The organism is Variovorax sp. GW821-FHT09D05, assembly GCF_059416325.1.
This window is the reverse complement of record NZ_JBWKOZ010000015.1, coordinates 20,613-46,017: the sequence shown is the minus strand read 5'-3', so window position 1 is coordinate 46,017 and position 25,405 is coordinate 20,613. Positions and strand designations below refer to the sequence as shown.

The 25,405-nt window shown below is 67.2% G+C and carries 23 protein-coding genes; 1 reads left to right on the top strand and 22 read right to left on the bottom strand.

All coding sequences use genetic code 11. The features are described from left to right. Positions 1-3 precede the first annotated feature (3 nt). From mraY to dksA, 11 genes are all read right to left on the bottom strand, one after another. Entirely contained in the window at positions 4-1,182 is a 1,179-nt protein-coding gene (mraY, locus tag AC07O3_RS31750; RefSeq protein WP_093056272.1) for a phospho-N-acetylmuramoyl-pentapeptide-transferase, read from the bottom strand. A 15-nt stretch (positions 1,183-1,197) separates the two neighbouring features. After that, positions 1,198-2,634, bottom strand: coding sequence for a UDP-N-acetylmuramoyl-tripeptide--D-alanyl-D-alanine ligase (locus tag AC07O3_RS31745; RefSeq protein ID WP_307616375.1), 1,437 nt, complete (start codon positions 2,632-2,634; stop codon positions 1,198-1,200). Next, positions 2,631-4,190 carry a UDP-N-acetylmuramoyl-L-alanyl-D-glutamate--2,6-diaminopimelate ligase gene (locus AC07O3_RS31740; protein ID WP_495341233.1) on the bottom strand — a complete coding sequence of 520 codons (1,560 nt, stop codon included), beginning with the start codon at positions 4,188-4,190 and terminating at the stop codon, positions 2,631-2,633. The genes AC07O3_RS31745 and AC07O3_RS31740 overlap by 4 nt, the downstream gene beginning before the upstream one ends. A 2-nt stretch (positions 4,191-4,192) precedes the next feature. Further along, positions 4,193-5,947: a peptidoglycan D,D-transpeptidase FtsI family protein gene (locus tag AC07O3_RS31735; RefSeq protein ID WP_093056277.1), complete on the bottom strand. Its 1,755-nt coding sequence runs from the start codon at positions 5,945-5,947 to the stop codon at positions 4,193-4,195. Further along, positions 5,944-6,300, bottom strand: coding sequence for a cell division protein FtsL (ftsL, locus tag AC07O3_RS31730; RefSeq protein WP_440533483.1), 357 nt, complete (start codon positions 6,298-6,300; stop codon positions 5,944-5,946). Before ftsL ends, AC07O3_RS31735 begins: the two co-directional genes overlap by 4 nt. A gap of 2 nt (positions 6,301-6,302) precedes the next feature. Further along, on the bottom strand, positions 6,303-7,226 hold the full coding sequence (gene rsmH / locus AC07O3_RS31725) for a 16S rRNA (cytosine(1402)-N(4))-methyltransferase RsmH (protein WP_495341232.1): 924 nt from the start codon (positions 7,224-7,226) through the stop codon (positions 6,303-6,305). A gap of 8 nt (positions 7,227-7,234) precedes the next feature. Beyond that, positions 7,235-7,663 (bottom strand): division/cell wall cluster transcriptional repressor MraZ, encoded by a 429-nt coding sequence (gene mraZ / locus AC07O3_RS31720; RefSeq protein WP_081270207.1) that lies wholly within the window; start codon positions 7,661-7,663, stop codon positions 7,235-7,237. A 271-nt stretch (positions 7,664-7,934) separates the two neighbouring features. After that, complete coding sequence (gene hslU, locus AC07O3_RS31715) at positions 7,935-9,257, bottom strand: ATP-dependent protease ATPase subunit HslU (protein WP_097200139.1); 1,323 nt, start codon at positions 9,255-9,257, stop codon at positions 7,935-7,937. A gap of 2 nt (positions 9,258-9,259) precedes the next feature. Then, on the bottom strand, positions 9,260-9,805 hold the full coding sequence (hslV, locus tag AC07O3_RS31710; RefSeq protein ID WP_042578379.1) for an ATP-dependent protease subunit HslV: 546 nt from the start codon (positions 9,803-9,805) through the stop codon (positions 9,260-9,262). Between the two features lie 56 nt (positions 9,806-9,861). Beyond that, positions 9,862-11,544, bottom strand: coding sequence for an STAS domain-containing protein (locus AC07O3_RS31705; RefSeq protein WP_495341231.1), 1,683 nt, complete (start codon positions 11,542-11,544; stop codon positions 9,862-9,864). A gap of 49 nt (positions 11,545-11,593) precedes the next feature. Further along, a complete protein-coding gene (gene dksA / locus AC07O3_RS31700; protein WP_256216869.1) occupies positions 11,594-12,568 on the bottom strand; it encodes an RNA polymerase-binding protein DksA in 975 nt (324 codons plus the stop codon). A gap of 383 nt (positions 12,569-12,951) precedes the next feature. On the opposite strand from dksA, the gene AC07O3_RS31695 reads away from it, so the two are divergent. Then, positions 12,952-14,469, top strand: coding sequence for a YdgA family protein (locus AC07O3_RS31695; protein ID WP_426391497.1), 1,518 nt, complete (start codon positions 12,952-12,954; stop codon positions 14,467-14,469). 77 nt (positions 14,470-14,546) lie between these two features. On the opposite strand, the gene AC07O3_RS31690 is transcribed toward AC07O3_RS31695, so the two are convergent. From AC07O3_RS31690 to AC07O3_RS31640, 11 genes are all read right to left on the bottom strand, one after another. Continuing rightward, positions 14,547-15,599, bottom strand: a complete 1,053-nt coding sequence (locus tag AC07O3_RS31690; RefSeq protein ID WP_093056291.1) for a CobW family GTP-binding protein — start codon at positions 15,597-15,599, stop codon at positions 14,547-14,549. A 119-nt stretch (positions 15,600-15,718) separates the two neighbouring features. After that, a complete protein-coding gene (locus tag AC07O3_RS31685; RefSeq protein ID WP_495341230.1) occupies positions 15,719-16,933 on the bottom strand; it encodes a class I SAM-dependent rRNA methyltransferase in 1,215 nt (404 codons plus the stop codon). 10 nt (positions 16,934-16,943) lie between these two features. Next, positions 16,944-17,960 carry a tyrosine recombinase XerC gene (locus AC07O3_RS31680; protein ID WP_495341229.1) on the bottom strand — a complete coding sequence of 339 codons (1,017 nt, stop codon included), beginning with the start codon at positions 17,958-17,960 and terminating at the stop codon, positions 16,944-16,946. Beyond that, on the bottom strand, positions 17,944-18,579 hold the full coding sequence (locus AC07O3_RS31675) for a YdcF family protein (protein WP_495341228.1): 636 nt from the start codon (positions 18,577-18,579) through the stop codon (positions 17,944-17,946). The genes AC07O3_RS31680 and AC07O3_RS31675 overlap by 17 nt, the downstream gene beginning before the upstream one ends. Next, a complete protein-coding gene (locus tag AC07O3_RS31670) occupies positions 18,576-19,280 on the bottom strand; it encodes a DUF484 family protein (protein WP_495341227.1) in 705 nt (234 codons plus the stop codon). The genes AC07O3_RS31675 and AC07O3_RS31670 overlap by 4 nt, the downstream gene beginning before the upstream one ends. Next, positions 19,277-20,152, bottom strand: coding sequence for a diaminopimelate epimerase (gene dapF / locus AC07O3_RS31665; RefSeq protein ID WP_093078595.1), 876 nt, complete (start codon positions 20,150-20,152; stop codon positions 19,277-19,279). Before dapF ends, AC07O3_RS31670 begins: the two co-directional genes overlap by 4 nt. A 72-nt stretch (positions 20,153-20,224) precedes the next feature. Continuing rightward, positions 20,225-21,046, bottom strand: a complete 822-nt coding sequence (locus AC07O3_RS31660; RefSeq protein WP_093056301.1) for an alpha/beta fold hydrolase — start codon at positions 21,044-21,046, stop codon at positions 20,225-20,227. Positions 21,047-21,098: 52 nt separating this feature from the next. Beyond that, positions 21,099-22,700 carry an MFS transporter gene (locus tag AC07O3_RS31655; protein WP_495341226.1) on the bottom strand — a complete coding sequence of 534 codons (1,602 nt, stop codon included), beginning with the start codon at positions 22,698-22,700 and terminating at the stop codon, positions 21,099-21,101. Further along, positions 22,693-23,091 carry a DoxX family protein gene (locus AC07O3_RS31650; RefSeq protein ID WP_495341263.1) on the bottom strand — a complete coding sequence of 133 codons (399 nt, stop codon included), beginning with the start codon at positions 23,089-23,091 and terminating at the stop codon, positions 22,693-22,695. Before AC07O3_RS31650 ends, AC07O3_RS31655 begins: the two co-directional genes overlap by 8 nt. 5 nt (positions 23,092-23,096) lie before the next feature. Next, positions 23,097-24,992 (bottom strand): amidohydrolase, encoded by a 1,896-nt coding sequence (locus AC07O3_RS31645; RefSeq protein ID WP_495341262.1) that lies wholly within the window; start codon positions 24,990-24,992, stop codon positions 23,097-23,099. A gap of 95 nt (positions 24,993-25,087) precedes the next feature. Beyond that, positions 25,088-25,381, bottom strand: a complete 294-nt coding sequence (locus AC07O3_RS31640; protein ID WP_489017366.1) for a DUF1427 family protein — start codon at positions 25,379-25,381, stop codon at positions 25,088-25,090. Positions 25,382-25,405 lie beyond the last annotated feature (24 nt).

The window sequence follows — 25,405 nt, the reverse complement described above, 5'->3', positions numbered from 1 at the left end:
CCGTTACCGCAGCTTCAACGTCGAAAGACCCACGAGGCACAGCAGCATCGTGATGATCCAGAAGCGCACCACGACCTGCGTTTCGCGCCAGCCGCTCTTCTCGAAGTGATGGTGCAGCGGCGCCATCTTGAGCACGCGGCGGCCTTCGCCGTAGCGCTTCTTCGTGTACTTGAAGTACATGACCTGCGCCATCACCGAGATCGCCTCGACCACGAAGATGCCGCCCATGATGAAGAACACGATCTCCTGACGCACGATGACCGCGATGGTGCCCAGCGCGCCGCCCAGCGCCAGCGCGCCCACGTCGCCCATGAAGACCTGTGCCGGGTGCGTGTTGAACCAGAGAAACGCGAGCCCCGCGCCGGCCATTGCCGAGCAGAACACCAGCAACTCGCCCGAGCCCGGGATGTTGGGGAACAGCAGGTACTTGGAATACACCGCGCTGCCCGTGACATAGGCGAACACGCCCAGCGCCGAGCCCACCATCACCACCGGCATGATCGCCAGGCCATCGAGGCCGTCGGTCAGGTTCACCGCATTGCTCGCGCCCACGATCACGAGGTACGTGAGGATCACGAAGCCGATGCCGCCCAGCGGGTAGCTCACCTCCTTGAAGAACGGCACCAGCAGGTTGATCTTGGGCGGAAAGTCGAGGTCGAAGCCTGACTGCACCCACGCGAAGAACAGCTGCACCACGCGCCAGTTGGAGCTCTCCGAGATGCTGAAGAGCAGGTAGAAGGCCGCAATCAGGCCGACCACCGACTGCCAGAAATACTTCTCGCGCGAGCGCATGCCTTCCGGGTCCTTGCGCACCACCTTGCGCCAGTCATCGACCCAGCCGATGGCGCCGAAGCCCATCGTGACCCACAGCACGATCCACACGAACCGGTTCGAAATATCGAACCACAGCAGCGTGGCGAAGGCGATGGCGAACAGCACCAGCACACCGCCCATGGTGGGCGTGCCGCTCTTGGTCAGGTGCGTTTCCATGCCGTAGCCGCGAATCGGCTGGCCGATCTTGAGCGCGGCCAGGCGGCGGATCACGTACGGGCCGGCCACCAGGCCGACCACGAGCGCGGTCAGCGCAGCCATCAGCGCGCGGAAGGTGAGGTATTGAAAAACGCGCAAGAACCCGAACTCGGGCGAGAGCGTCTGCAGCCATTGGGCCAGGGTCATCAGCATGTGGTTTCGCGCGGCTCATGCGTCATGACCGGCCTCCTTTTGTTGTTGTGGTTGTGCTTGCGCCTCGACGACCTGCACCACGCGCTCCATCTTCATGAAGCGCGATCCCTTCACGAGCACGCTGCCGAGTTGCGGCAGGCGCGCGAGCACGGCCGCGCCGAGCGCGTCGAACTCTTCGAAATGGCGTCCGTCGGCACCGCCGAAGGCAGCGGTGGTGTGCGCCGTCGCGGCGCCCAGCGTGTAGACGGACTCGATACCGCGCTGGCGCGCCCGCTCGCCGACTTCGGCGTGGAACTCGGGCGAGCGGTCGCCCACCTCGCCCATGTCGCCGAGCACCAGCAGGCGCGGGCCCGGCAGGGCGGCGAGCACGTCGATGGCGGCAATCACGGAATCGGGGTTGGCGTTGTAGCTGTCGTCGACCAGCGTGAGCGCATGGCCACCGGCCAGCACGATCTCGTTGGCGCGCGAACGGCCCTTGACCGGCTCGAAAGCTGACAGGCCCGCCGCAATGGTCTCGACCGACACGCCGGCCGCGAGCGCACAGGCCGTGGCGGCCAGCGCATTGACGACGTTGTGCCGGCCCGCGATGTGCAGGCGCGCATCGAAGGCGCCGATCGGCGTGCGGATGCGCACGGCCCAGGCACCCTGCTTCCATTCGGCGCTGTCGAGCGAGATGTCGGCATCTTCCGATTCGCCGAAGGTCATGCAGCGGCGCGAGCCACCGGCGTGCGCCATGTCGGTCCACAGAGAAGTGAAGGCGTCGCCATAGGGGAACACGGCGGTGCCGCCTTCGGGCAGCACCGCGAACACGGCGGCGTTCTCGACGGCCACCGCCTCGACGGTGGCCATGAACTCCTGGTGCTCGCGCTGGGCGTTGTTGACGAGTGCGATGGTCGGGCGCGAGATGGCGGCCAGTCGCGCGATCTCGCCCGGATGGTTCATGCCCAGTTCGAGCACCGCGCGCTGGTGCTGCGCACGCAGGCGCAGCAGCGTGAGCGGCACGCCGATCTCGTTGTTGAAGTTGCCGGCGGTGGCCAGCGCGCGTTCGGCGCGGAAGGCGAACAGCACGGCCGCGATCATCTGCGTGACCGTGGTCTTGCCGTTGCTGCCGGTCACGGCGATCAGCGGCAGTTCGAACTGCGCGCGCCAGCCCGCGCCGAGCGCGCCGAGCGCGACCAGCGAGTCGGGCACTTCGAGGCCGCTGAGGCCGGCGGCCTCGAGGCCGTGGTGCGCAATGGCGGCCACGGCGCCGCGCTTCTTGGCGTCCGCCAGGAAGTCGTTGGCATCGAAGCGCTCGCCCTTGAGCGCGACGAACAGGTCGCCCTGCGCGAGCGTGCGCGTGTCGGTGTGCACGCGGGCGATGACGGTCGAAGCGTCACCCACCAGGCGCGATCCCGGAATCCATTGCTGCACCTGGGCCAGCGTGATGTTGAGAGGCGTCGTGTCGGTCATGCCGCGGCCCCCCTCTTTGCCAGCGCCTGCAGCGCATGGGTCTTGTCTGAAAATTCGATGCGCTGGCCGGCGATTTCCTGCCAGGCCTCGTGGCCCTTGCCGGCGATCAGCACCACGTCTTGCGGGGCGGCCTGCGCGATGGCGTCGGCGATGGCGGCGGCGCGATCGGGCTGCACCTGGGCGGCCTCGGGGCGCGAGAAGCCGCGCAGCACCTGGCTGATGATCGCGTCGGGCTTTTCGCTGCGCGGGTTGTCGCTGGTGACGACAACGCGGTCGGCCTGGCGCTCGGCGACGGCGGCCATCATCGGGCGCTTGATCGGGTCGCGGTCGCCGCCGCAGCCGAACAGGCACCAGAGCGCGCCGCCACGTTGCTTTGCCAGCGGGCGCAGGCCGATCAAGGCCTTGTCGAGCGCATCAGGCGTGTGGGCATAGTCGACCACGGCGAGCGGTGCGCCTTCGCCGGTGCCTGCGCGGTCCATGCGGCCCGGCACGCTGGTGAGGTTGGCGCAGGCTGCCACGGCCTGGGCGAGCGTGAGGCCCAGCGCGCGCAGCGTGCCGAGCACGCCCAGCAGGTTGGCCACGTTGTACTGGCCGATCAGGCCGGTAGACAGGCGCTCCACCGCGGCGGTGCCGTGCTCGGCCACCGAGAACTGCAGGCCCTGCGCGTCGTAGCCGATGTCGCGCGCCACGAGGCGGGCCGGCTTGCCGCCGGCAGAGACGGTCCACACGTCGAGCGCGCCTATGCCGGCGTCGATCAGGTTCGCGCACAGGCTGGCGCCGTGCGTGTCGTCGATGTTGATCACCGCCGCGCGCAGGCCGGGCCAGCGGAACAGCTCGGCCTTGGCCTGCCAGTAGGCGTCCATGCTGCCGTGGTAGTCGAGGTGGTCCTGCGTGAAGTTGGTGAACACGGCCACGGCGATCTGCGCGCCGTCGAGGCGGCGCTCGGCGATGCCGATGGAGGAGGCCTCGATGGCGCAGGCACCGAAGCCGCGCGTGACCAGCGAGCGCAGCTCGCGCTGCATCATCACCGGGTCGGGCGTGGTGAGGCCGGTGTAGGTCAGCTCGGGCGGCACGCCGATGCCGAGCGTGCCCATCACCGCGCAGGGCGACGGCGCATCGCGCTGCATGGTGCCGTCTGGCCGCATCGCGCGCACGCCGCCCGCCGCGCGCAGCGTGGAGAGCGATTCGGCCAGCCACCAGGCGGTGGAGGTCTTGCCGTTGGTGCCGGTCACGGCCAGCACGTCGAGCAGGGCCGAGGGGTTGTCGTAGAAGGCCGAGGCGATCGGGCCGGTGGCGGCCTTCAGGCCGGGATAGCTCACGATGCGGTCGTCGCCTTCGAAGCCGAAGGCCTCGACGCCCTCGTTCTCCACCAGGCAGACCGCCGCGCCCTGCGCCAGCGCGGCCGCCACGTGCTTGCGCCCGTCGGTGGCGGCGCCGGGCCAGGCGATGAAGACGTCGCCCGCGCCCACGGCACGGCTGTCGGCGTGCAGCGCGGCCTGCGGCACGCGCTCCTTGAGCCAGGCCGCGGCGAGTTGGGGTGAAGTGAAGGTCAGCATGTTCAGAAACTCTCGTCGACGCCCTGCGTCATCACAAGCGGTTTGACCGCCAGATCGGGCGGTACGTTCATCATGCGCAGCGTCTGCTGCACGACTTCGCTGAACACGGGCGCCGCGGCGACGCCGCCGAAATACTGGCCGTCGCTGGGCTCGTCGATCATCACGGCGACGATGATGCGCGGCTTGTCGATAGGCGCCATGCCGGTGAACCAGGCGCGATATTTGTTACTCGCGTAACCCTTGCCGACCTGCTTGTGGGCCGTGCCCGACTTGCCGCCGACCGAGTAGCCGACCGTCTGCGCGCGCGTGCCGGTGCCGCCGGGGCCGGCGGCCATCTGCAGCATCTTGCGCACCGCCAGCGCGTTCGACGGCGAGAACACGCGCACGCCGACCGGCGGCTCGGAATTCTTCAGGATGGTGACCGGAATGATCGAGCCGTCGTGCGCGAACGAGGTGTACGAATGCGCCATCTGGAACAGCGACGCCGACAGGCCGTAGCCGTAGGCCATGGTGGCCTGCTCGACCGGCTTCCAGGTCTTCCACGGGCGCAGCCGGCCCGTCACGGCGCCGGGGAACTGGATCTGCGGCTTCTGGCCGTAGCCGAGCGCGGTGTAGGTGTCCCACATCTCGTGCGGGGTCATCTTCTGGGCGATCTTGAGCGCGCCGACGTTGCTCGACTTCTGGATCACGCCTTCGACCGTCAGCGTGCCGTAGTTGTGCGTGTCGCTGATGGTGAAGCCGCCGATCTGGAATCGGCCGGGGCCGGTTTCGATCAGGGTCGAGGGCTTCACGCGGCCGGCTTCGAGTGCCATGCCCACCGTGATCGGCTTCATGGTCGAACCGGGCTCGAAGGTGTCGGTGAGCGCGCGGTTGCGCAATTGCTCGCCGGTGAGGTTCTGGCGCTTGTCGGGCACGTAGCTCGGGTAGTTGGCCAGCGCTAGCACTTCGCCGGTGACGGAGTCGAGCACCACCACGCTGCCGGCCTTGGCCTTGCGCGCGGTCACGGCATCGCGCAGCTTCTGGTAGGCGAAGAACTGCACCTTGCTGTCGACGCTGAGCTGGATGTCCTTGCCGTCGAGCGGCGGCACGGTTTCGCCAACGCCCTCGACCACGCGGCCCAGGCGGTCCTTGATGACCCGGCGCGACCCGGCCTTGCCCGCCAGCTCCTTGTTGAATGCGAGCTCGATGCCTTCCTGGCCGTTGTCTTCCACGTTGGTAAAGCCCACCACGTGCGCGGCAGCCTCGCCCTCGGGGTACTGGCGCTTGTATTCCTTGCGCTGGTAGATGCCCTTGAGGTTCATGGCCGCAATCTGCTTGGCGATGGGCTCGTCGACCTGGCGCTTGATCCAGACGAAGGTCTTGTCCTCGTCTTCGAGCTTCTTGTCGAAGTCCTTCTGCGACATCTCCAGCAGCTTGGCGACCTGCTTGAGCTTGGCGCGCACTTCGGGGTCGTCGCGCTCGATGTCTTCCGGAATGGCCCAGATGCTGGGCGCCACCACGCTGGAGGCCAGGATGAGCCCGTTGCGGTCGAGGATGCGGCCGCGGTTGGCCGGCAGCTCGAGCGTGCGCGCAAAGCGCACTTCGCCCTGCCGCTGGAAGAAGCTGTTGTTGAGCACCTGCACGTAGGCCGCTCGGCCCGCCAGCATGACGAAGCCGAGCGCAATGCCCGCGACGATGAACTTGCTGCGCCACACCGGCGTCTTGCTCGCGAGCAAGGGGCTGGTGGTGTAGCGCACGCTGCGGTTGCCCCGGTTCATCGCGCGGCCCTCGCTGCGGTGACTGGCTTGGCCGCCGGCTTGGGCGCGGTCGGCGCAGGCGCCACCGGCGCGACCGCGGGGATCACCGTGCCGTCAGGGCGCACGTACTGCGTGATCGCCGGCGAGGTGGTGCGCATCTGCAGCTGCTCCTTGGCGAGCTTCTCGACGCGCAGCGGCGTGGCCTGTGCGCGCTTCTCGACCTGCAGGCGATCGCGGTCGGTCTCCAGGCGACGGGCTTCCTGCTGCACGCGGTCGAGCTCGGTATAGAGCTGACGTGACATGTACTGCGTGTGCACGAGGTACAAAGCCGTCGCAATGACGGCCAGCAGCAGCAGGATGTTGAGGCGGGCCATGATCAGCTGGCCTCGGTGCGTTCTGCGACGCGAAGAATGGCGCTGCGCGAGCGCGGGTTGCCGCCCACCTCGGCGTCGGACGGCTTGATGCGCTCCAGCGCGCGCAGCTTCATGACCTTCGGGGCGGCAAACGGCGCGCGGCGGTCGTAGACCTCCTTCGAGTGCTTGGCGATGAACTGCTTCACGATGCGGTCTTCCAGCGAGTGGAAGCTGATCACCGCGAGCCGCCCTTGGGGTTTGAGCACGGACAGACTCGCTTCTAGCGCCTGTTGCAGCTCTTCAAGCTCGGCGTTGATGAAAATCCGAAAAGCCTGAAATGTGCGCGTTGCAGGGTTCTGGCCCTGCTCGCGGGTTTTGACCGTGCCAGCCACGAGCTCGGCCAGTTCGGTGGTGGTTGAAATTGGGCCCCGTTCTTGTCGGCGAGCAACAATCGCCTTTGCAATCTGAACAGCAAACCGTTCTTCGCCATAGTCACGGATCACCTCTGCAATCTGCTGAAGTTCGGCCGTTGCCAGCCATTCGGCCACGCTCTCGCCGCGCGTGGTGTCCATGCGCATGTCGAGCGGGCCGTCGAAACGAAAACTGAAACCGCGCACCGGGTTGTCGATCTGCGGCGAGCTCACGCCCAGGTCCATCAGCAGGCCGTCGACGCTCGCGTCGGGCAATTCGCCCAGCGAGCGGAATCCCTGGTGGCGGATAGAAAAACGCGCATCGGAGATGCGCGCTGCTTCGGCCACTGCTTCCGCATCCTTGTCGAATGCGATCAGCCTGCCTTCCGGCGCCAGCCTGGAGAGGATTGCACGCGCATGCCCTCCCCGCCCGAAGGTGGCGTCCACGTAGGTGCCGGTTGCCGCCGTGCTGCCGGAAAGAAGGGCTTCCACCGCTTCGTTCAGCAAGACGGTCGTATGGGTCCATGGGGTGTTCACTTGGGTCCTCAGAACGCAAAGTCCTGAAACACATCCGGCATCTCGCCCTGGGTGGCCTCGGCCTCCTTGGCCTCGTATGTGGCCTTGTCCCAGAGTTCGAAGTGGTTGCCCATGCCCAGCAGCAGCGTCTCTCGCGTGATGCCGGTGGCCGCGCGCAGTTCGGGCGACACCAGGATGCGGCCGGTGCCGTCCATCTCGACGTCCATCGCGTTGCCCAGGAAGACGCGCTTCCACCACTGCGCCGACATCGGCAGTGCGGCGATGCGCTCGCGGAATTTTTCCCATTCGGGACGGGGAAACACCATCAGGCATCCGTGCGGATGCTTGGTGATCGTGAGCTGGCCGCCTGCCGTCGCGCTCAGGACGTCACGATGCCGGGTCGGCACGGAGAGCCGCCCCTTGGCATCCAGACTGAGCGATGAAGCGCCTTGAAACACGACCACGAACCCCTGTGTTGGGAGTGCTGCGGCACCCGAAAGGGGCACTACCCGCACTTTTTCCCACTTAACTGCACTTTTTTGCACTGTAGCAGGAAACACTTCGGAAGCAACTGGCCGTTTGGGCTATTTTTTGTAATGGAATCAACGACTTAGCGCCGATTCCAAAACCATGGAATCGGCGAATTTCGTTGAAAATGAAGTACTTAGCTCACGCAATGAATGTGATGCGTGAAGGATTCCCCCGTTACAGGGGGAAGGAGAAGCGGCTTCAGAGAATGAAGCGCGAAAGGTCTTCGTCGTGACTTAGTGCCGCAAGGCGCTGGTCGACATAAGCGGCATCGATGCGGATCGATTGCCCTTCGAGGCGGGTCGCGTCGAAGCTTACCTCATCCAGCAGGCGTTCCATCACGGTCGACAAACGGCGTGCGCCGATGTTCTCGGTGCGCTCGTTCACCTCGAAGGCGATGGTGGCCAGCCGGTTCACGCCTTCGGGCGTGAATTCGAGCGTCACGCCCTCGGTGGCGAGCAGCGCCTGGTACTGCTTCACCAGCGACGCGCGGGTCTGCGTGAGGATGCTTTCGAAGTCCGCCACCGAGAGCGACTGCAGCTCCACGCGGATCGGAAAGCGCCCCTGTAGCTCGGGGATCAGGTCGCTCGGCTTGCTCAGGTGGAAGGCGCCGCTCGCGATGAACAGCATGTGATCGGTGCGCACCACGCCGTATTTGGTGGTGACGGCCGTGCCCTCCACCAGCGGCAGCAGGTCGCGCTGCACGCCCTGGCGCGACACGTCGGAGCCCTGCGCTTCGCTGCGCGTGGCGACCTTGTCGATCTCGTCGATGAAGACGATGCCGTTCTGCTCGGCATTGGTGATCGCCTGCGTGCGGATCTCGTCCTCGTTCACCAGCTTGGCCGCTTCCTCGTCGATCAGCAGGCGCAGCGCCTCGGCGATCTTGAGTTTGCGCGTCTTGCGCTTGCCGCCGCCGATCTGGCCGAACATGCCGCGCAACTGCTCGGTCATTTCCTCCATGCCGGCCGGGCCCATGATTTCCAGCGGGGTGCGCGTCTCGGCGAGGTCGAGTTCGATTTCCTTGTCGTCCAGCTGGTGCTCGCGCAGTTTCTTGCGGAAGGCCTGGCGGGTGGCGTTGCCCGTGTCGGCCACAGCGCCATCGGCACCACGTGCGGGAGGCAGCAGCACGTCGAGGATGCGGTCTTCGGCGGCGTCTTCGGCACGCGCGCGCACCTTGGCGCTTTCCGATTCGCGGGTCTGCTTGACGGCGATTTCGGCGAGGTCGCGAATGATCGAATCGACGTCCTTGCCCACGTAGCCGACCTCGGTGAACTTGGTGGCCTCGACCTTGATGAAGGGCGCATCGGCCAGGCGCGCGAGGCGGCGGGCGATCTCGGTCTTGCCCACGCCCGTGGGGCCGATCATGAGGATGTTCTTCGGGGTGATCTCGTGGCGCAGCTTGTCTTCGACCTGCTGGCGGCGCCAGCGGTTGCGCAGGGCGATGGCCACGGCGCGCTTGGCGGCCGGCTGGCCGACGATGTGGTTGTCGAGCTCGGAGACGATTTCCTGGGGGGTCATGGACATGGTCAGAGCGCTTCCACCGTGTGGTTCATGTTCGTGTAAATGCAGATTTCTCCGGCGATCGCCAGCGATTTGCGCACGATCTGCTCGGCCGAGAGGTCGGTGTTGTCGATCAGCGCCTTGGCCGCCGACTGGGCATACGCCCCGCCCGAACCGATGGCGATCACGCCGTCTTCGGGCTCCAGCACGTCGCCATTGCCGGTGATGATGAGCGAGGTGGTGGCGTCGGCCACGGCGAGCATGGCCTCGAGCTTGCGCAACACACGGTCGGTGCGCCAGTCCTTGGTGAGTTCGACTGCCGCGCGGGTCAGGTGCCCCTGGTGCTTTTCGAGCTTGGCCTCAAAGCGCTCGAAGAGCGTGAAGGCGTCGGCCGTGGCGCCGGCAAAGCCGGCGAGCACCTTGCCGTGATAGAGGCGGCGCACTTTGCGCGCCGTGCCCTTGATGACGATATTGCCGAGAGTGACCTGCCCGTCCCCGCCAATGGCGACCTGGTCGCCTTGGGGGGTCTTGCGGCGCACGCTCACGATGGTGGTGCCGTGAAACTGTTCCATCGCAGCCATCTGGGGGTGCGCCGCGGCAATGCAACCGCCATAGGGCGGCGCAGGTTTTAGTTTTTCCTAACCGTCACTGTCGAATGATCGGCAATGCCTACCAGGTTGAACAGCGCAGCAATCAACCGGTGCGCATCGACGAACTGCACGCGCTCGCCATTGGCATCGCGTGCGCGCACCCAGCTCAGCAGCGTGCCCACGGCGGCCAGGTCCATACGCAGCAGCGCGGCACACGAAATGACCGGTGCCGTGGTGTGGCGCAGGTCGTTGTCCAGCCGTTGCCAGCTCGACAGCGACTCGCCCCGCAGATCGCCCGCCAGCGCGGCAAAACCGCTGTCGGTGGACGGAAAGCTCTCCGAATCGCCACCGACCGACAGCAGCGACCACACCGAGCTGGGCCGGCTCGCCGGCGGCGCGGCCAGCGTGGTGCATTCGCCCTTCGGGTCTTGCCAGGAAGGCGGCGACACCTCGTAGGTGATGCAGTAGTTGAGCGCCACCAGCTCGAAGTCGTCGGGCAGGTGCATCAGGCGAAGCGCCGCAAGGTGCAGCTGCCACCAGATGTCGTCGGTGCCACGCTCGTTGTTGGGTGCGGCTTCGGACAGCACGGCCAGCAGCTGCGCCGAGCCCATGAAGCGCAGCTGCACCGGCGAATCGGCCCAGTGGGTGAACAGCACGCGCAGCGGCGCAGCAGCCTCAGGCTCGACGGCGTGCAGCCCGCGCCAATCCAGCGTCCATACCGAGCCTGCCTTCGACAGCGCACGGGTGAGCTCCATCAGGCCTTCGCGCGCCAGGCGCGTGGGACAGGTCCAGTCGGCATGGGCGCTGCTGCCTTCGGCAGCGGCCCCAGCCGCCTCTTCGCTGGCAGTGACGGCCTTGACGCTGCGGGCCAGCTCATCGAGCGAAACCCAGTCGGGGCCCATGCGCCGCATGCGCTGCGCATAGCGCATGCGGGCGGCTGCGAACTTGGCGGCGTCACCGGTTGCGCGGTACAGATCGAACAGGGCGCGCCAGCGGTTGTCGTCGCGTTCGGCCGCGGCGTCGTGCCCGCCCTCGACGGGCGTCGTGCCTTCGGTGGAGGCCAGGGCCTGCAGCAGGATGGCTTCGGCGCCGGTGTCGTCGCTGTGCGCGAAGCGGATCACCGCCTCTTCCAGCGCGCCGTCGTGCGCAAGGCGCGACGACAGCAACGGCACGCTGGCGGCCACCGCCGGGGCATCGTCACCAGCCTCGGCTGCAGCCGCTGGCGGGATGATGGGCAACACGGCGGGCTCGGACAGCAGATCGTCGGTATGCACCGGCGGCAGCGTCTCGGCGCCGGCGTCAGGCGGTGGGTTGACCAGCGTTTCGCCATTCGGGCCCCGCCCCTTCCACCACTGCTGCGACATCTGCTGCTCGATCTCGTCGATCTTCTTGAGCGTGAGCGCGCGGCCTTCCGATTTCTCGGAGGTGCTGTTGATGTTGAAGGAAGACGGCGTGACCGTCGCCTCGAAGGCGTGGGCGGCGGCCTCGCGCTGGCGCAGCTTGCGCAGCATGTCGAACTCGCGCCGGCGCACGAAATCGTTGCGCTGGCGCCGCTCGATCATCTCCTTCAGCATCTCGCGGCTGTAGGTCTGCTGGGCGGGCAGCGAAGAGTCCGAGGTCGAGGCGGAGGCAGGGGCATCCAGCTCCGACCAATCCTTCAGGGGATTGCGGACAAATTTGGCCACCTTGGAAAAAAGGCGGCCCGATTCTTCCTTAGGCATTCGGCGAAGGCTATCGAAGTCGCTGGGTTCTATCTACCTTGACCCTGTTTCAATCCCCGAACATCTTTTGCTTGAGTTCGCGGCGCTGTTGCGCTTCGAGCGACAGCGTGGCAGTCGGGCGGGCCAGCAGACGGCCGACACCGATGGGTTCGCCGGTTTCGTCGCAGTAGCCGTAGTCGCCGGCGTCGATGCGCTGGATCGACTGCTCGATCTTCTTGAGCAGCTTGCGCTCGCGATCGCGGGTGCGCAGTTCGAGGGCATGTTCTTCCTCGATGGTGGCGCGGTCGGCCGGATCGGGCACGACCACCGTGTCTTCACGCAGATGCTCGGTGGTCTCGCCGGCGTTCTCGAGAATGCCGCGCTTGAGTTCTTCGAGCTTCAGGCGGAAGAACGCCATCTGCTTTTCGTTCATGTACTCGTCGTCGGGCATGGCGATGACTTCAGCGTCGCTCAGCTCGGAAGGAGTCTTGGTCTTCCAGTTGTTGGCCAGCTTCGGGTCTTTCTTCACGGCCAGGGGCGGCGGCGGCACCAGCGCGGTGGAAGGCGCCTGCGAGAAGCTGGACTTGGCGGCAGTCGATGCGACAGATTGCGGCATCGAGGGCACGGTAAGTTGCGACAGCCGGGACACGCGGCCACCACGCGCGGCGGGTGCGGGCGTGGGGGTTTGAACGGGCATCGAGGGTGTCGCCGGGGCGGAAGTGGAGGCGGCAGCCGTTTTTTTCATGGGGATCGAGGGGGCAGAAGGAACGGCAGCAGGGCGGCCGACGGGTTTGGATGACGATGAGCCCGCGCCTGCGGTCTTGGTGGCGGCAGTTGCAGGCTTGGCGGACTTCTTGGTCGCAGCGGTCGCGGCCTTGGCCGGTGGTGCTGCGGGCTTTTTGGACGGCGCGCTTTTCTCCTTCGCTGCGGGGCCATGTGCGGTGGCGGAAACCTTTTTGGCCGCAGGTACAGCCTGCTTCGCAGCCGGCGCCTTCTTTGTGGCGGGCTTGGGTGCTGGCGTGGCCTTGGCGGCGGGTTTCTTCACGGTGACTGGCTCCTTGGTCGAACTGGAACGCGCTTTCACTGGGTGTCTCCTCCCATGGGAGCCACTTGCGGCTTTCAGACCACGCAGGCTCCCCGTTGTCGGGGTGCTCGCCAGTGGCGAACCCCGGGGTTATACCCCCGAAAGCCCACCAGGAACGTGCGGCGCCCCGTGCCGGAAGTCACATCTTGTCCACGAGAACTGGACATGGCTGCCGGAACAGGCGCGCGATTGTATAGAGAACTCGCAGGCGCGGGCGATGTCTCGGCGTGCCGGCCAACTCCGTTAGCATCGCGCGGCGCTGTCTGTGGGAGCAGCGCGGCCCCGGGCCTTTGTCCATATGGCGCAGGGGGCCTATCCGTTCATTCGCAAAAAGAAAGCAAGTCTTGAACAAGAAAGTAGTTTTGGGAGTCCTGGCCGCGGCTATCGCCGTCGCCTACGGCGGCAGCACCTGGTGGGCCGGCACGCAAATCAAGTCGCGCTACGACATCGCCTTCGACGAGCTGCCGAAGCAGACCGCGCTGGTGCGCGTGACCGAGCGCAAATATGAACGCGGCTTCTTCGGTGCCGTCAGCACCGTGACGCTGGAAATCGGCTGCGCAGCCGATGCCGCCGCCCCGGCAGCAGCAGCACCCGCCGCCGCCGACAAGCCCGCCGAGGGCGAGGAAGCCGAGGCAGACGAAGAGGAAGACGCAGGCGGCATCAAACCGCCCAAGCAGCTGCGCCTGACCATCCGCGACACCATCCATCACGGCCCGCTGGCCGGCGGCACGCTGGCAGCGGCCACCATCGACAGCGAACTGGTGCTCGACGAGAAGACGCAGGCCGCGGCGAAAAAGCTGTTCGGCGACGCCAAGCCCCTGAGCGCGCGCACCAAGGTCGGCTTCAGTGGCGCCTTCACGACCGACCTCACCGTCGCCCCCGCCAAGCTGGTCGAAGAAGGCAAGGGCCGCCTCGACTGGCAAGGCATTCAGGCCCGCCTGGAAGTCAACGCCGCGCGCACCCAGGCGCGCTACGACCTGACCGTGCCCGGCCTGGACTTCAGCGAAGCGCGCAGCGGCGTGACCATGAAGATGGGCAAGCTCGCCGCCAAGGCCGACATGGACATGAGCGCCGGCTGGTTCCTGGCCACCGGCAAGACCGAAGGCCGGCTCGACACCCTCGAGTTCGCCGTCAAGAAGAAGGCTGCCGAGGACGGCGCCGCACCGGCAGAACCACCAAAGGCGCTGCCGGCAGTCGTGCTCCAGAACATCGAACTGGTCGGCGAAGCCAGCACCAAGGACGGCCTCTATGCGTCGAGCGGCACGTTCAGGGGCACCGGCAAGATCGGCGAGACGAAGATCGACAAGTTCGAACTGACCAGCGGCGCGCGCCGCATCCATGCCGCCGGCTACAAGAAGCTGGCCGACGCCTGGATGCAGTCCAGCGCCGCCAGCGGCTGCGGCAAGGGCGGCAGCAAGGCATCGCAGGCAGCCATGCAGGCGCTGGCCGAGCAGCTCGCCCCCGACCTCAAGGCCATGGCGAAGTACGGCCCCGAAGCCGGCCTCGACAAGATGCTGGTCGAAATCGACGGCAAGCGTGCCGAAATCGGCTACACGGTCAGCATGGCCGGCGTGACCGACGAAGACCTGCAGATGCCCGGCACCGCGCTGCTCATGAAGCGCGGCGTGCTCAAGGCCCACGCGCGACTGCCCATGAAGTGGATCGAGAAGCTGGCCGAAACCGGTGCAGAGAGCGGCCAGACGCCTCCGCCCGAAATGGTGGCCGGCCTGGTCGAGCAAGGCGAGCAGAGCGGGTTCGTGAAGCGTGACGGCGACGACGTCACCGCCCAGGTCGAGTACAGCGAAGGCAGCCTGAAGGTCAACGGCAAGCCGCTGGGCGGGATGGGCGCAACCGGCAAGTAAGCCGGCCCCGGCCCGAATGAAAAACGGCGCTGGCCTTTTGGGGCCAGCGCCGTTTTCTATTTCAGCAAGCCTTCAGCTCAGACCAGGCACTGCTCCAGCCCCTGCTCGAGAATTTCGCGCGGCAGCTCGATGCCGATGAACACCATGCGGCTCTGGCGCGCCTCGTCCTTGCCCCACTCGGGGCCCAGGTCGCTGCCCATCAGCTGGTGCACGCCCTGGAAGATCACCTTGCGCTCGGTGCCCTTCATGTTCAGCACGCCCTTGTAGCGCAGCATGCGCGGGCCGTAGATGTTGACGATCGCGCCCAGGAAGTCTTCCAGCTTGGCCGGGTCGAAGGCGCGGTCGGCCTTGTAGACGAAGCTCTTGACGTCATCGTCCGTGTGGTGATGGTGGCCGTGGCCCTCGTGCTTGTGCGAGGGGTGGTCGCACGCCTCGCCATGCGCGTGGTCATGGTCGTGATGGTCATGGTCGTCTTCCTTCAGGAAGTCGGGGTCGATGTCGAGCTTGGCGTTCAGGTTGAAGCCGCGCAGATCGAAGATGTCCTTCAGCGGCACGTCGCCGAAATGCGCCTTCTGCTGCGGCGCGCGTGGGTTCATGTGCTTCAGGCGATGAATGAGCGCATCGGTCTCTTCGGCCGACACCAGCTCGCTCTTGCTGATGAAGATCTGGTCGGCAAAGCCCACCTGGCGGCGCGCTTCCTGGCGGTCGTTGAGCTGCTGAGGCGCGTGCTTGGCGTCGACCAGCGTGAGGATCGAGTCGAGCAGGTAGCTCTCGGCGATCTCGTCGTCCATGAAGAAGGTCTGGGCCACGGGGCCGGGGTCGGCCAGGCCCGTGGTCTCGATCACCACGCGGTCGAAATCGAGCAGGCCCTGGCGCTTCTTGGCGGCCAGCATTTGCAGCGCTTCGCGCAGGTCTTCGCGGATGGTGCAGCAGACGCAGCCGTTGCTCATCTGCACGATCTGCTCCTTCGATTCGGTCACGAGGATGTCGCTGTCGATGTTCTCTTCGCCGAACTCGTTCTCGATGACAGCGATCTTCTGGCCGTGGGCCTCGGTCAGGATGCGTTTGAGCAGCGTGGTCTTGCCGGAGCCGAGAAAGCCGGTGAGGATGGTCGCGGGAATGAGGGCCATGGGGATAGTGCTCCGGAAGCGGAAAACAGGAGATGGGGGCGGGAAATGGGACGAAAAGGCGTGGCCCGGCAGTTTAGCCAATGCCACTGAGTTGCGTTGGCGGCAGGGTCAAGACGGCGTCAGGCGGGCTTTCTGACCACTACCAGGCCCTTCAGGTACTCGCCCTCGGGAAACTCGATGGTCATCGGATGGTCGGGCGCGGCGCCCAGGCGCTCGGCGATGTAGCCGTCCACGCCCGCATCGAGCCCCGCCGAGGCCACGATCTTGTGGAACAGGTCGGCACTGATGCCGCCCGAGCACGAGAAGGTCAGCAGCACGCCGCCCGGCTCCAGCAGCTTCAGCGCCAGGCGGTTGATGTCCTTGTAGGCCCGCGCGGCGCGCTCGGCGTGCGCCACCGTGGGCGCGAACTTGGGCGGATCGAGCACGATGGCGTCGAAGGTGCGGCCCTGGTCGATGAACTCGCGTAGCACGGTGTTGACGTTGGCATCGAGAAACTCGGTCTTTATGCCCTGCCCCTCGAAACCATTGAGCGCGAGGTGGCCACGCGCCCGCTCCAGCGCGGGCAGCGACGAATCGACCGACACCAGCTCCACGCCTTCGAGCGCGCCCGCGGCCTTGAGCCCCGCCAGCGCCGCAACGGTGAAGCCGCCCGTGTAGCAAAAGCAGTTCAGCACGCGCCGGAAGCGCCGGTGCTGCGCCAGCTCGGCAAAGCGCTGGCGGCTGTCGCGCTGGTCGAGATAGAAGCCGGTCTTGTGGCCGGTCGCGATGTCGAGCGAGAGCTTCCAGCCGTGCTCGCGAATGGTGATTTCGGTGGGGCCATCGCCGCGCAGCCAGCCCGTGACGGGCTTCAGGCCTTCGCGCTCGCGGCCGCTGGCGTCGGAGCGTTCGTAGAGCTTGCCCAGGCCCGTGGCCTTGAGCAGCGCGTCGGCCAGAACATCTTTCCAGCGCTCGACGCCGGCCGAGAGGAACTGCGCCACCAGCGTGTCGCCGTAGCGGTCGACGATCAGCCCAGGCAGGCCGTCGGCCTCGCCGTGCACCAGCCGCACGCCGTCGCTCTGCAGGTCGAACAGGCCGCGGGCGGCCACGGCGCGCGCACACACCGAGGCGAAGAAAGCAGCGTCGATGCGCTGCGTTTCGACGAAGCTCCAGGCCCGCGCGCGGATCTTTGAAACGGGGCTGAAGGCCGCCCATGCGAGGAAGGCGCCGTCGTGCGACTCGACGCGCACGGTCTCGCCGGAGTCGGCGCCACCGCGCGCGATGGCCGATTCGAAGACCCATGGGTGGCGGCGCTGCATCGAGCGCTCTTTGCCGGGTTTGAGGCGAAGTGTTTTCATTGTTCTTTGCTTACTTGTCGTTCTCTGGCTTGGCCTTCGCACGTGAGGACTCGGGGCGCGCCTTCGCGCGCGGATGTGCCGCGTCATAGACCTTGGCCAGGTGCTGGAAATCCAGCCGCGTATAGACCTGCGTTGTCGCAATGTTCGCGTGCCCCAGCAGCTCCTGCACCGCGCGCAGGTCGCTGCTCGATTGCAGCACGTGGCTCGCGAAGGAATGGCGCAGCATGTGCGGATGCACCGGCGCCGCGAGGCCGGCCTTGAGGCTGCGCTCGCGCAGCAGCTTCCACACCGCCTGCGACGACATCCGCATGCCCTTGGCGCTGATGAAAAGCGCGGCCGCCGCTTGCGGGTCGCGCAGCCGGGCGGTGGTCAGCCCGGCGCAATCGCCGCGCACCGCTAGCCAGTCGCGCACCGCCTCGGCCGCCTTGCTGCCCATCGGCACGATGCGGCGCTTGCTGCCCTTGCCGAGCACGCTGGCCTCCATCGCATCCAGATCGACCCAGCCTCGCGCCGTGTTGCTCGCCTGCGCATCGAGCCCCGTGAGCTCGCTCACGCGCAGCCCGCAGCCGTAGAGCACTTCGACGATCGCGCCATCACGCGCTTCGGTCCATGGGTCAGCCTCGGGGTCGTACAGCTCGGCGAGGCGCACCGCGTCGTCCACGCCCAGTGCCTTGGGCAGCGGCCGGCCGGCCTTGGGTGCATGCACGTCCTGCACGGGGTTGAAGCCGATCAGCCCTTCATTGCCCAGCCAGCGGTAGAAGCTGCGCCAGCACGACAGCACCAGCGCAATGCCACGCGGCTCGCGCCCGGCGCTGTGCAATTGCGCCATCCAGCGGCGGATGTGGGCGGTCTGCACGCGGTCCAGCGGCAGCTTTGCCTCGGCGGCGCGGTCACGCAGGGCCTGCAGGTGAAAGGCATAGAGCTCGACCGTGCGCGCCGCGAGCCGGCGCTCGACGCGCACATGCTCCAGGTATTTTTCGATCCAGTCCGGGGGAGTGGATGCGACCGGCTCAGAAGAGATAGCCATGGCCGGCATTGTTGATGATGGCTGCCGGCTCGCGCAATGCGCCTTTCGAGAACGGGCCCAGCGCCCGCCAGCACGACGTGGGCGCCGCCGCGTACTGCACGTCGAAGCTCTGGTCGAAGCCGCTCTTCTTCACGAGCCGCTCGATGCGCCACAGATGGAAGGGCTCCGACACGATGACCACGCTGCGCACGCCGGCTGCCAGCAGCAGCGGACGCGACAGCGACAGATTCAGCCGCGTGGAGGTCGATGCAGGCTCCAGCACGATCGGCCCCGCAAAGCCCGAGGCCACCGCGTGTTCCCCCATCGTGATGGCCTCGATGCGGCTGTCCTCGGAATCCACGCCACCCGAAAAAGCCAACTGCCTGACCAGGCCGGCTTTCGCCATTGCCAGGGCCACGTCGACCCGCCCCGTGAGGCACGGATGCGGCTTGCCGTCGAGGTACGCGCGGCTACCGAGCACCAGCGCCGCATCGGCCGGGCGCTGCGGCGGATGCGCCAGCAGCTCTTCGGCATGCCACCAGAGGAAGGCTCCGATGGCCGCATACACCACCGCCACGGCCAGCACCCCGCCGGCCAGCACGACCTGCCAGGGCCGCCGCAACCAGCGCGGGCGCTTCAAGGACGAAGCCGCGAAAGTCCGCCCGAGGCCAGCTCGGCGATGCGCTCGAGAAAGTCGGTGCCCATCTCGGCGTTGAAGCGCTGCGCATCGGGCGACGCCAGCACCAGCATGCCGAAGGCCGGCGACTCGGTATCGGGGCGCAGCGGAATCAGCGCGATCGACATCGCGGCCTGCGGCTCGGGCAGCCAGTTGGCCGCCTCGAAGCCCGAATTGAGCCCGCAGTACGGCGAGGTCAGCGAGGTGGCCAGCGCCTTCACGTCGTCGCTCACCCACTGGGCATAGGCTTCGTTCAGGTATTCGCTGCCGCAGTCCCACACCTTGATGGCGGTCTGCGGCACCAGGAACAGCGACTGCAGGTCGACCGCGATGCGGTACGGCAGGCTGCGCGGGTCGCGCGTGGTCAAGAGGCCCTTGGTCCAGCGCTGCAGGCGGTCGGCAATGACGACGTTCTCGGTGCCGTGGCGCACCATGTCCATCAGGCGGTGCTCCAGCGCCTTGATCTTTTCGCGCAGCATCTCGGCCTGGCGCTCCTGCAGGCTCACGGCACGGTTGCCGTGCGGGCTGGTGAGCTGCACCTGCGCCAGCAGCTGGGCATGGCGCTCGAAGAAGTCGGGCGTGTTCGCCAGGTAGTTGGCGATGTCGTCTTCGGTGATCGGGTTCATGGCGTTGGCGTCGTTGTTGTTCGTGAAGTTGGTCGTCATGGCAGCTCCGGCACCTCGATGTCGCCTTCGAAGACTGTGGTGGCCGGCCCGGTCATCAGCACCGGCTGCCCTTCTCCCTGCCACTCGATCGTGAGAATGCCGCCGTGCGTCTGCACGTCGACCCGGCGCTCCAGCAGGCCAAGGCGAATGCCCGCCACCACCGCCGCGCAGGCACCCGTGCCGCAGGCCAGCGTTTCGCCGGCGCCGCGCTCGAACACCCGCAGCCTGATGTGCGAGCGGTCGACCACCTGCATGAAGCCCGCATTCACCCGCTGCGGAAAGCGCGGATGGTGCTCGATCTGCGGGCCCTGCTCGGCCACCGGGGCGGTGTCTACGTTGTCGACCACCTGCACGGCGTGGGGGTTGCCCATCGACAGAACCGCTACCGAAACGATAGCGGTGCCCGCGCGCGTGCCAAGGGCAAGGTGCCACTTGTGCCAGGCGCCTTCGGGCTGCGGGTCGAGCCCGGCGATGTCGAAAGGCACGCGCTCGGTTTCGAAGACGGGGGCGCCCATGTCGACCGTCACGCGGCCATCGGCGCCCATGCGCGGCTCGATCACGCCGGACAGCGTCTGCACGCGCACTTGCGTCTTGTCGGTCAGGTGGTGTTCGTTGACGAAGCGCATGAAGCAGCGCGCGCCGTTGCCGCACTGCTCCACCTCGCCGCCGTCGGAGTTGTGGATGACGTATTGAAAGTCGACGCCTGCCGCGGGCGAAGGCCGCACGGTCAGGATCTGGTCGGCGCCGACGCCGAAGTGGCGGTCGGCCAGAAAGCGGTATTGCGCGGCACTGAGGCCCAGCGTGCCGCGTGTTTCGTCCAGCACGACGAAATCGTTGCCGGCTCCCTGCATCTTGGTAAAGCGGATTCGCATCCCGGGATTATCGCCACCGGCACTACCCTTGGCGACCACGGGCCCAAGCCCGTGGCCATGAAGACGGAACGATCAGGCCTGGATGAACGCCAGCAGATCGGCGTTCACCTGGTCCTTGTGGGTGGTGCAGGTGGCGTGCGGCGCACCTGCGTAGACCTTGAGCTGGCTGCCCTTGATCATCCCGGCCGCAAGCTTGCCGGTGGCCTCGAAGGGCACGACCTGGTCGTCGTCGCCGTGGATCACGAGCGTGGGCACGTCGATCTTCGCCATGTCGGGGCGGAAGTCGGTTTCCGAGAACGCGGTCACGCAGTCGATGGTGGCCTTGATCGAGGCCTGCAGCGCGATCTGCAGCGTCTGCTTGAAGACGCCTTGCGACACCTTGGCGCCGGGGCGATTGGTGCCGTAGAAGAGCGTGCTGAAGTCGTCGAGGAACTGCGGGCGGTCGGCGGCCAGGCCGGCGCGGATGCCGGCGAACAGCGAGGCGTCGGGGCCCACGGGGTGGTCGGCCGTCTTCATGAACAACGGAGTCACGGCGCTGATGAGCGCGAGCTTGGCCACGCGAGCGCTGCCCTTGCGCGCGATGTAGCGCGTCACGTCGCCGCCGCCCATCGAGAAGCCCGCGAGGATCACGTCCTTCAGGTCGAGTTTTTCGATCAGCTCGGCGATGTCGTCGGCGAAGGTGTCGTAGTCGTAGCCGGTCCAGGGCTGGCTCGAGCGGCCGAAACCGCGGCGGTCGAACGCGATGGTGCGGTAGCCACGCTCCGCGAAGAACAGCATCTGGGCGTCCCACATGTCGGCGCTGAGCGGCCAGCCGTGGCTGAAGAGAATGGGCTGGCCCGAGCCCCAGTCCTTGTAATAGAGCTCGGTGCCGTCGCGCAGTGTGAGTGTGGTCATGGTTTTCCAGTGGAGTGAAAAAAAAGAAAGAAGGAAGGAAGGGAAGGAAAAATCAGATCGCAAGAAAGTGATGCACCTCGGGCTTGCCCGGCCCGATGTGAAAGCGCAGCGCCTCGCCCTGCAGGTCGGCATCGGCCTTCGACACGCGATGGTGCTGGCGCAGATGCTCCGCCCACGATTCGACGAGGAACCACTCCATCACCCGCTCGGGGTCGGCCGTGTGCTCGTGCACGCCCCAGGCATAGGCGCCGTCGCGGCGGCGTTCCAGAGACAGGCGCTTCATCGCATCGAGAAACGCAGGGCGGTCTTCCTTGCGGATGCGGTACTCGACCTGGATCATCACCGGCCCCCGGTCGTTCGCCACCGGTTCGGCGAGCAGCGGCTCGGGCCAGTGGTTCGATGCCTGCAGGTCAGCCTCGCCGGCCGGCAGCCGCACGCGATGGAAGACCAGCCCGGCCATCACGAGCCCCACAGCCCCCGCCACCAGCGTGGCCGGCACGCCGATCTGCTGCGCCACCAGGCCCCAGCCCAGGCTGCCCGCAGCCATCGCGCCGTTGAACACCGTGAGGTACACGGCCAGCCCTCGCCCTCGCACCCAGTTCGGCAGGATCGACTGGGCCACGCCGTTGAGCGTGGTCAGCGCAACGATCCAGCCCAGGCCCAGCAGCAACAGCAGCAGCACCGCCAGCCACTTCGGCGGCGCGAAGACCAGGCTGCCCATCACGGCCGCGGTGAGCAACGCGGCCAGCAGCAGCATGCCGTCCGCGTCGAGCCGGGCGCGCAGGCGCGGCAGCACCAGCGCGCCGCCAATGGCGCCCGCGCCCACGGCGCCGAGCAGCACGCCATAGAAGCCCGCGCTGCCGCCGAGCATCTGCCGCGCCACCAGCGGCAGCAGCGCCCATACCGAACTGGCGAACAGGAAGAACACCGTCGCGCGCAACAGCACCACGTGCAGCTCCTTGCTGGCGCGCGTGTAGCGCAGGCCGGCGCGGAAGGCGCCGAAGAAGTTTTCCGACAACCCGCTGTCCACCGGCGCGGGGCGCTTCCACCACAGCAGCGCCGCGATCACGAACACGTAGCTCAGCACGTCGACGCCATAGGTGGCGGCCGCGCCGAAGCTCGCAAGAATCAGCCCGCCCGCAGCCGGGCCGATGGAGCGTGCGATGTTGATGCCCAGCGAGTTCAGCGCCACCGCGCTCTTCAGATCGCTGCGCGGCACCAGCTCCGGCACGATCGATTGCCAGGTCGGCCCCATCAGCGCCGCGCCGATGCCACCCACGAAAGTCAGCGCGATCAGGTATTCGACCGTCAGCGCGCCTGTGTGCGAAAGCACCAGCAGCGCACCGCTCACGGCCGCGAGCACCACCTGCACGAAGATCAGGAAGCGCCGCCGGTCGAGGATGTCCGACAGCACCCCCGCAGGAATCGCAAGCAGGAAGATCGGCAGCGTAGCCGCCGTCTGGATGAGCGCCACCGCCGTCGGGTTGGCGGACAGGTCCGTCACCAGCCACGAGCTGGCCACGTCGCGCATGAAGCTGCCGATGTTGCCGAGCACGGTGGCAGCCCAGAGCACCGCGAACACCGGCTGGCGCAGCGGCGCGAAGGCGCCTGGTTGCGGTGCCGGTGCGACCGCACTGTGCGAAGGTTCAGACATGGGCGCGCTCCTTCAGGTCATGCCAGGCGACGAGCAGAAAGCCGCCGACCAGCCCGAGATGTTCGAAGAAGGAGTTTGCCGCCATGAAGCGCTCCTGCCCGATCGGCATCTGCCAGAAGCGCAGCGCCACGAAAGTCGCCATCAGCGTGAAGCCCGCAAGCGCCACCGCACCGAGCCAGCGCAGGCGACCGGCGAGGATCAGCGCCGAGGCCCCGAGCTCCAGCACGATGACCGCCACGGCCAGCGGGCCGGCGGGCGACAGGCCGAAGTGGTTCATCTCCGCGAGGGCCGAGTTGAAATCCATCGCCTTGTTCAGCCCGCCCTGAAGATAGGCGGCGCACAGCAGCAGCAAGGCGATCCAGCGAAGCGCGGGCGAAGTGGTCCGGCGCATCGTCATCACACCGCCCAGCAGGCGCAGCCGAGCGCGCCCCAGAAGCTCTTCAGGTCGGCAATGGGCAGCTTGCTGCTCCAGGCCGTGGCGTGCTGGTGGCCGTGCACGTTGCAGTTGTTGGCGCAAGCGCAGGCCGCGGCCGCGTTGCGCAGAACCTTCTGCATCGGCGCGCCTTCGGCGGTGTCGGCCCAGCCGGCATAGCCGCCGAAGGTGCGCGCGGGCGACCAGTCGGGCATGGCCGGCGGCGGCGCGCCTTCGTCGTGCGCGGCGAAGGCGCCGGCGCCGTAGACCACCTTGCCGCCCACCATCGTGAGCAGCGCGGTGGTGTCGGCAATCTCCGATTCGGCGCAGGCGAAGAAGTCGCGGTCGGGCACCACGAGGTCGGCGAGCTGGCCGGCCTGGATGCGGCCCTTCTTGCCTTCCTCGTTCGAAAACCATGTGACGTTCTCGGTCCACATGCGCAGCGCCTGTTCGCGGTCGATCAGGTTGCGCTGCGGCGTGATCTGCATGCCGCCCACCGTCTTGCCCGTGACCAGCCACGACAGCGACACCCACGGGTTGTACGAGGCCACTCGCGTCGCGTCGGTGCCGGCCGACACCTTCACGCCCTTTTCGAGCATGCGCTTCACCGGCGGCGTGGCCTCGGCCGCGCCCGGACCGTAGCGCTCGACGAAATACTCGCCCTGGTAGGCCATGCGGTGCTGCACCGCGATGCCGCCGCCCAGCGCCGCGATGCGGTCGATCGACTGGTCGGAGATGGTCTCGGCGTGGTCGAAGAACCAGTTCAGGCCGGCCAGCGGCGTGTCCTGGTTGACGCGCTCGAACACGTCGAGCGAGCGGCTGATGGTCTCGTCGTAGGTGGCGTGCATGCGCCAGGGCCAGCGGTTCTGCACCAGCACGCGGATCACTTCCTCCAGCTCGCCTTCCATCTCGGGCGCCATGTCGGGGCGCGGCTGGCGGAAGTCCTCGAAGTCGGCCGCGGAAAACACGAGCATTTCGCCGGCGCCGTTGTGGCGGAAGTAGTCGTCGCCCTGCTTGTATCTGGATGTCGCGGTCCAGTTCAGGAAGTCCTGCTTCTCCTGCTTGGGCTTCTGCGTGAACAGGTTGTAGGCCAGGCGGATCGTCAGCTGCCCGTCGTCGGCCAGCTTCTGGATCACGGCGTAGTCGTCGGGGTAGTTCTGGTTGCCGCCGCCCGCGTCGATGGCACCGGTCACGCCCAGCCGGTTGAGCTCGCGCATGAAGTGGCGCGTGGAATTGAGCTGGTAGTCGAAGGGCAGCTTCGGCCCCTTGGCCAGCGTGGCATAGAGGATGGCCGCATTGGGCTTGGCCAGCAGCAGGCCCGTGGGATTGCCGGCGCTGTCGCGCACGATCTCGCCGCCGGGCGGCGCGGGCGTGTCCTTGGTGTAGCCCACCGCGCGCAGCGCAGCGCCGTTGAGCAATGCGCGGTCGTACAGGTGCAGGATGAAGACCGGCGTGTCGGGCGCAACGGCGTTCAGCTCCTCGATGGTCGGCAGGCGCTTTTCCACGAACTGGTGTTCGGTAAAGCCGCCCACCACGCGCACCCATTGCGGTGCCGGCGTGTTCGCAACCTGCCGCTTGAGCATGCCCATGGCATCGGCCAGGCTGCGCACGCCGTCCCAGCGCAGCTCCATGTTGAAGTTCAGGCCGCCGCGAATGATGTGCAGGTGGTTGTCGATCAGCCCCGGCAGCACGCGCTTGCCGTGCAGGTCGATCACGCGGGTGGCGCTGCCGGCCAGCGGCAGCACGTCTTCGGCGCGGCCGACGCGGGTGAAGCGGCCGTCCCTGATGGCCACGGCGTCGGCCACGGGGTTGGCGCGGTCCAGCGTGGTGAAACGGCCGTTGTGCAGGATCAGGTCTGGGGTTTCGGTGTTGGTGGTCATGTTGTCGGAGAAGGAGGCGACGGCAAGGCCGGGAGCTGCGAGGGTGGCGCCGAGCGCTCCGAGGAGGCGCCGGCGGCTGGGGTCTGCGGACGGCTTCATGCGTCGCGCCTGCCGGAAGACTGGGCTTCGGCGGTGTTCACCGCCGTCGGCTGCGCACACTTCGGCAGTTCGCCGAACACGTGCGGCTTGACCTGGTGGTGCAGCCACGAGGTGGCCGCCGCATCAGGCTTGATCACGCTCTTGATGAGCGGCGGGATCTGCTCGCCGAGCAGGATCCCGAGAAGCCCCACCAGGGCGATGACCGGCGGCGCCGGCGAGCGCACCTGGAACAGTGCGTAGATCACGCCGACCAGCAGGCCGAGCGCGAGCGACAGGACATAGGGCTTCATGATTTCGTTCGCCTCGGCGTTGTC

Bases quoted from the DNA above. Each gene is read 5' to 3' on its own strand.
- mraY (WP_093056272.1), bottom strand. From the start codon at position 1,182: ATGCTGATGACCCTGGCCCAATGGCTGCAGACGCTCTCGCCCGAGTTC.
- AC07O3_RS31745 (WP_307616375.1), bottom strand. From the start codon at position 2,634: ATGACCGACACGACGCCTCTCAACATCACGCTGGCCCAGGTGCAGCAA.
- AC07O3_RS31740 (WP_495341233.1), bottom strand. From the start codon at position 4,190: ATGCTGACCTTCACTTCACCCCAACTCGCCGCGGCCTGGCTCAAGGAG.
- AC07O3_RS31735 (WP_093056277.1), bottom strand. From the start codon at position 5,947: ATGAACCGGGGCAACCGCAGCGTGCGCTACACCACCAGCCCCTTGCTC.
- ftsL (WP_440533483.1), bottom strand. From the start codon at position 6,300: ATGGCCCGCCTCAACATCCTGCTGCTGCTGGCCGTCATTGCGACGGCT.
- hslU (WP_097200139.1), bottom strand. From the start codon at position 9,257: ATGTCCATGACCCCCCAGGAAATCGTCTCCGAGCTCGACAACCACATC.
- hslV (WP_042578379.1), bottom strand. From the start codon at position 9,805: ATGGAACAGTTTCACGGCACCACCATCGTGAGCGTGCGCCGCAAGACC.
- AC07O3_RS31705 (WP_495341231.1), bottom strand. From the start codon at position 11,544: ATGCCTAAGGAAGAATCGGGCCGCCTTTTTTCCAAGGTGGCCAAATTT.
- AC07O3_RS31690 (WP_093056291.1), bottom strand. From the start codon at position 15,599: ATGGCCCTCATTCCCGCGACCATCCTCACCGGCTTTCTCGGCTCCGGC.
- AC07O3_RS31685 (WP_495341230.1), bottom strand. From the start codon at position 16,933: ATGAAAACACTTCGCCTCAAACCCGGCAAAGAGCGCTCGATGCAGCGC.
- AC07O3_RS31680 (WP_495341229.1), bottom strand. From the start codon at position 17,960: ATGGCTATCTCTTCTGAGCCGGTCGCATCCACTCCCCCGGACTGGATC.
- AC07O3_RS31670 (WP_495341227.1), bottom strand. From the start codon at position 19,280: ATGACGACCAACTTCACGAACAACAACGACGCCAACGCCATGAACCCG.
- dapF (WP_093078595.1), bottom strand. From the start codon at position 20,152: ATGCGAATCCGCTTTACCAAGATGCAGGGAGCCGGCAACGATTTCGTC.
- AC07O3_RS31660 (WP_093056301.1), bottom strand. From the start codon at position 21,046: ATGACCACACTCACACTGCGCGACGGCACCGAGCTCTATTACAAGGAC.
- AC07O3_RS31655 (WP_495341226.1), bottom strand. From the start codon at position 22,700: ATGTCTGAACCTTCGCACAGTGCGGTCGCACCGGCACCGCAACCAGGC.
- AC07O3_RS31650 (WP_495341263.1), bottom strand. From the start codon at position 23,091: ATGCGCCGGACCACTTCGCCCGCGCTTCGCTGGATCGCCTTGCTGCTG.
- AC07O3_RS31645 (WP_495341262.1), bottom strand. From the start codon at position 24,992: ATGACCACCAACACCGAAACCCCAGACCTGATCCTGCACAACGGCCGT.
- AC07O3_RS31640 (WP_489017366.1), bottom strand. From the start codon at position 25,381: ATGAAGCCCTATGTCCTGTCGCTCGCGCTCGGCCTGCTGGTCGGCGTG.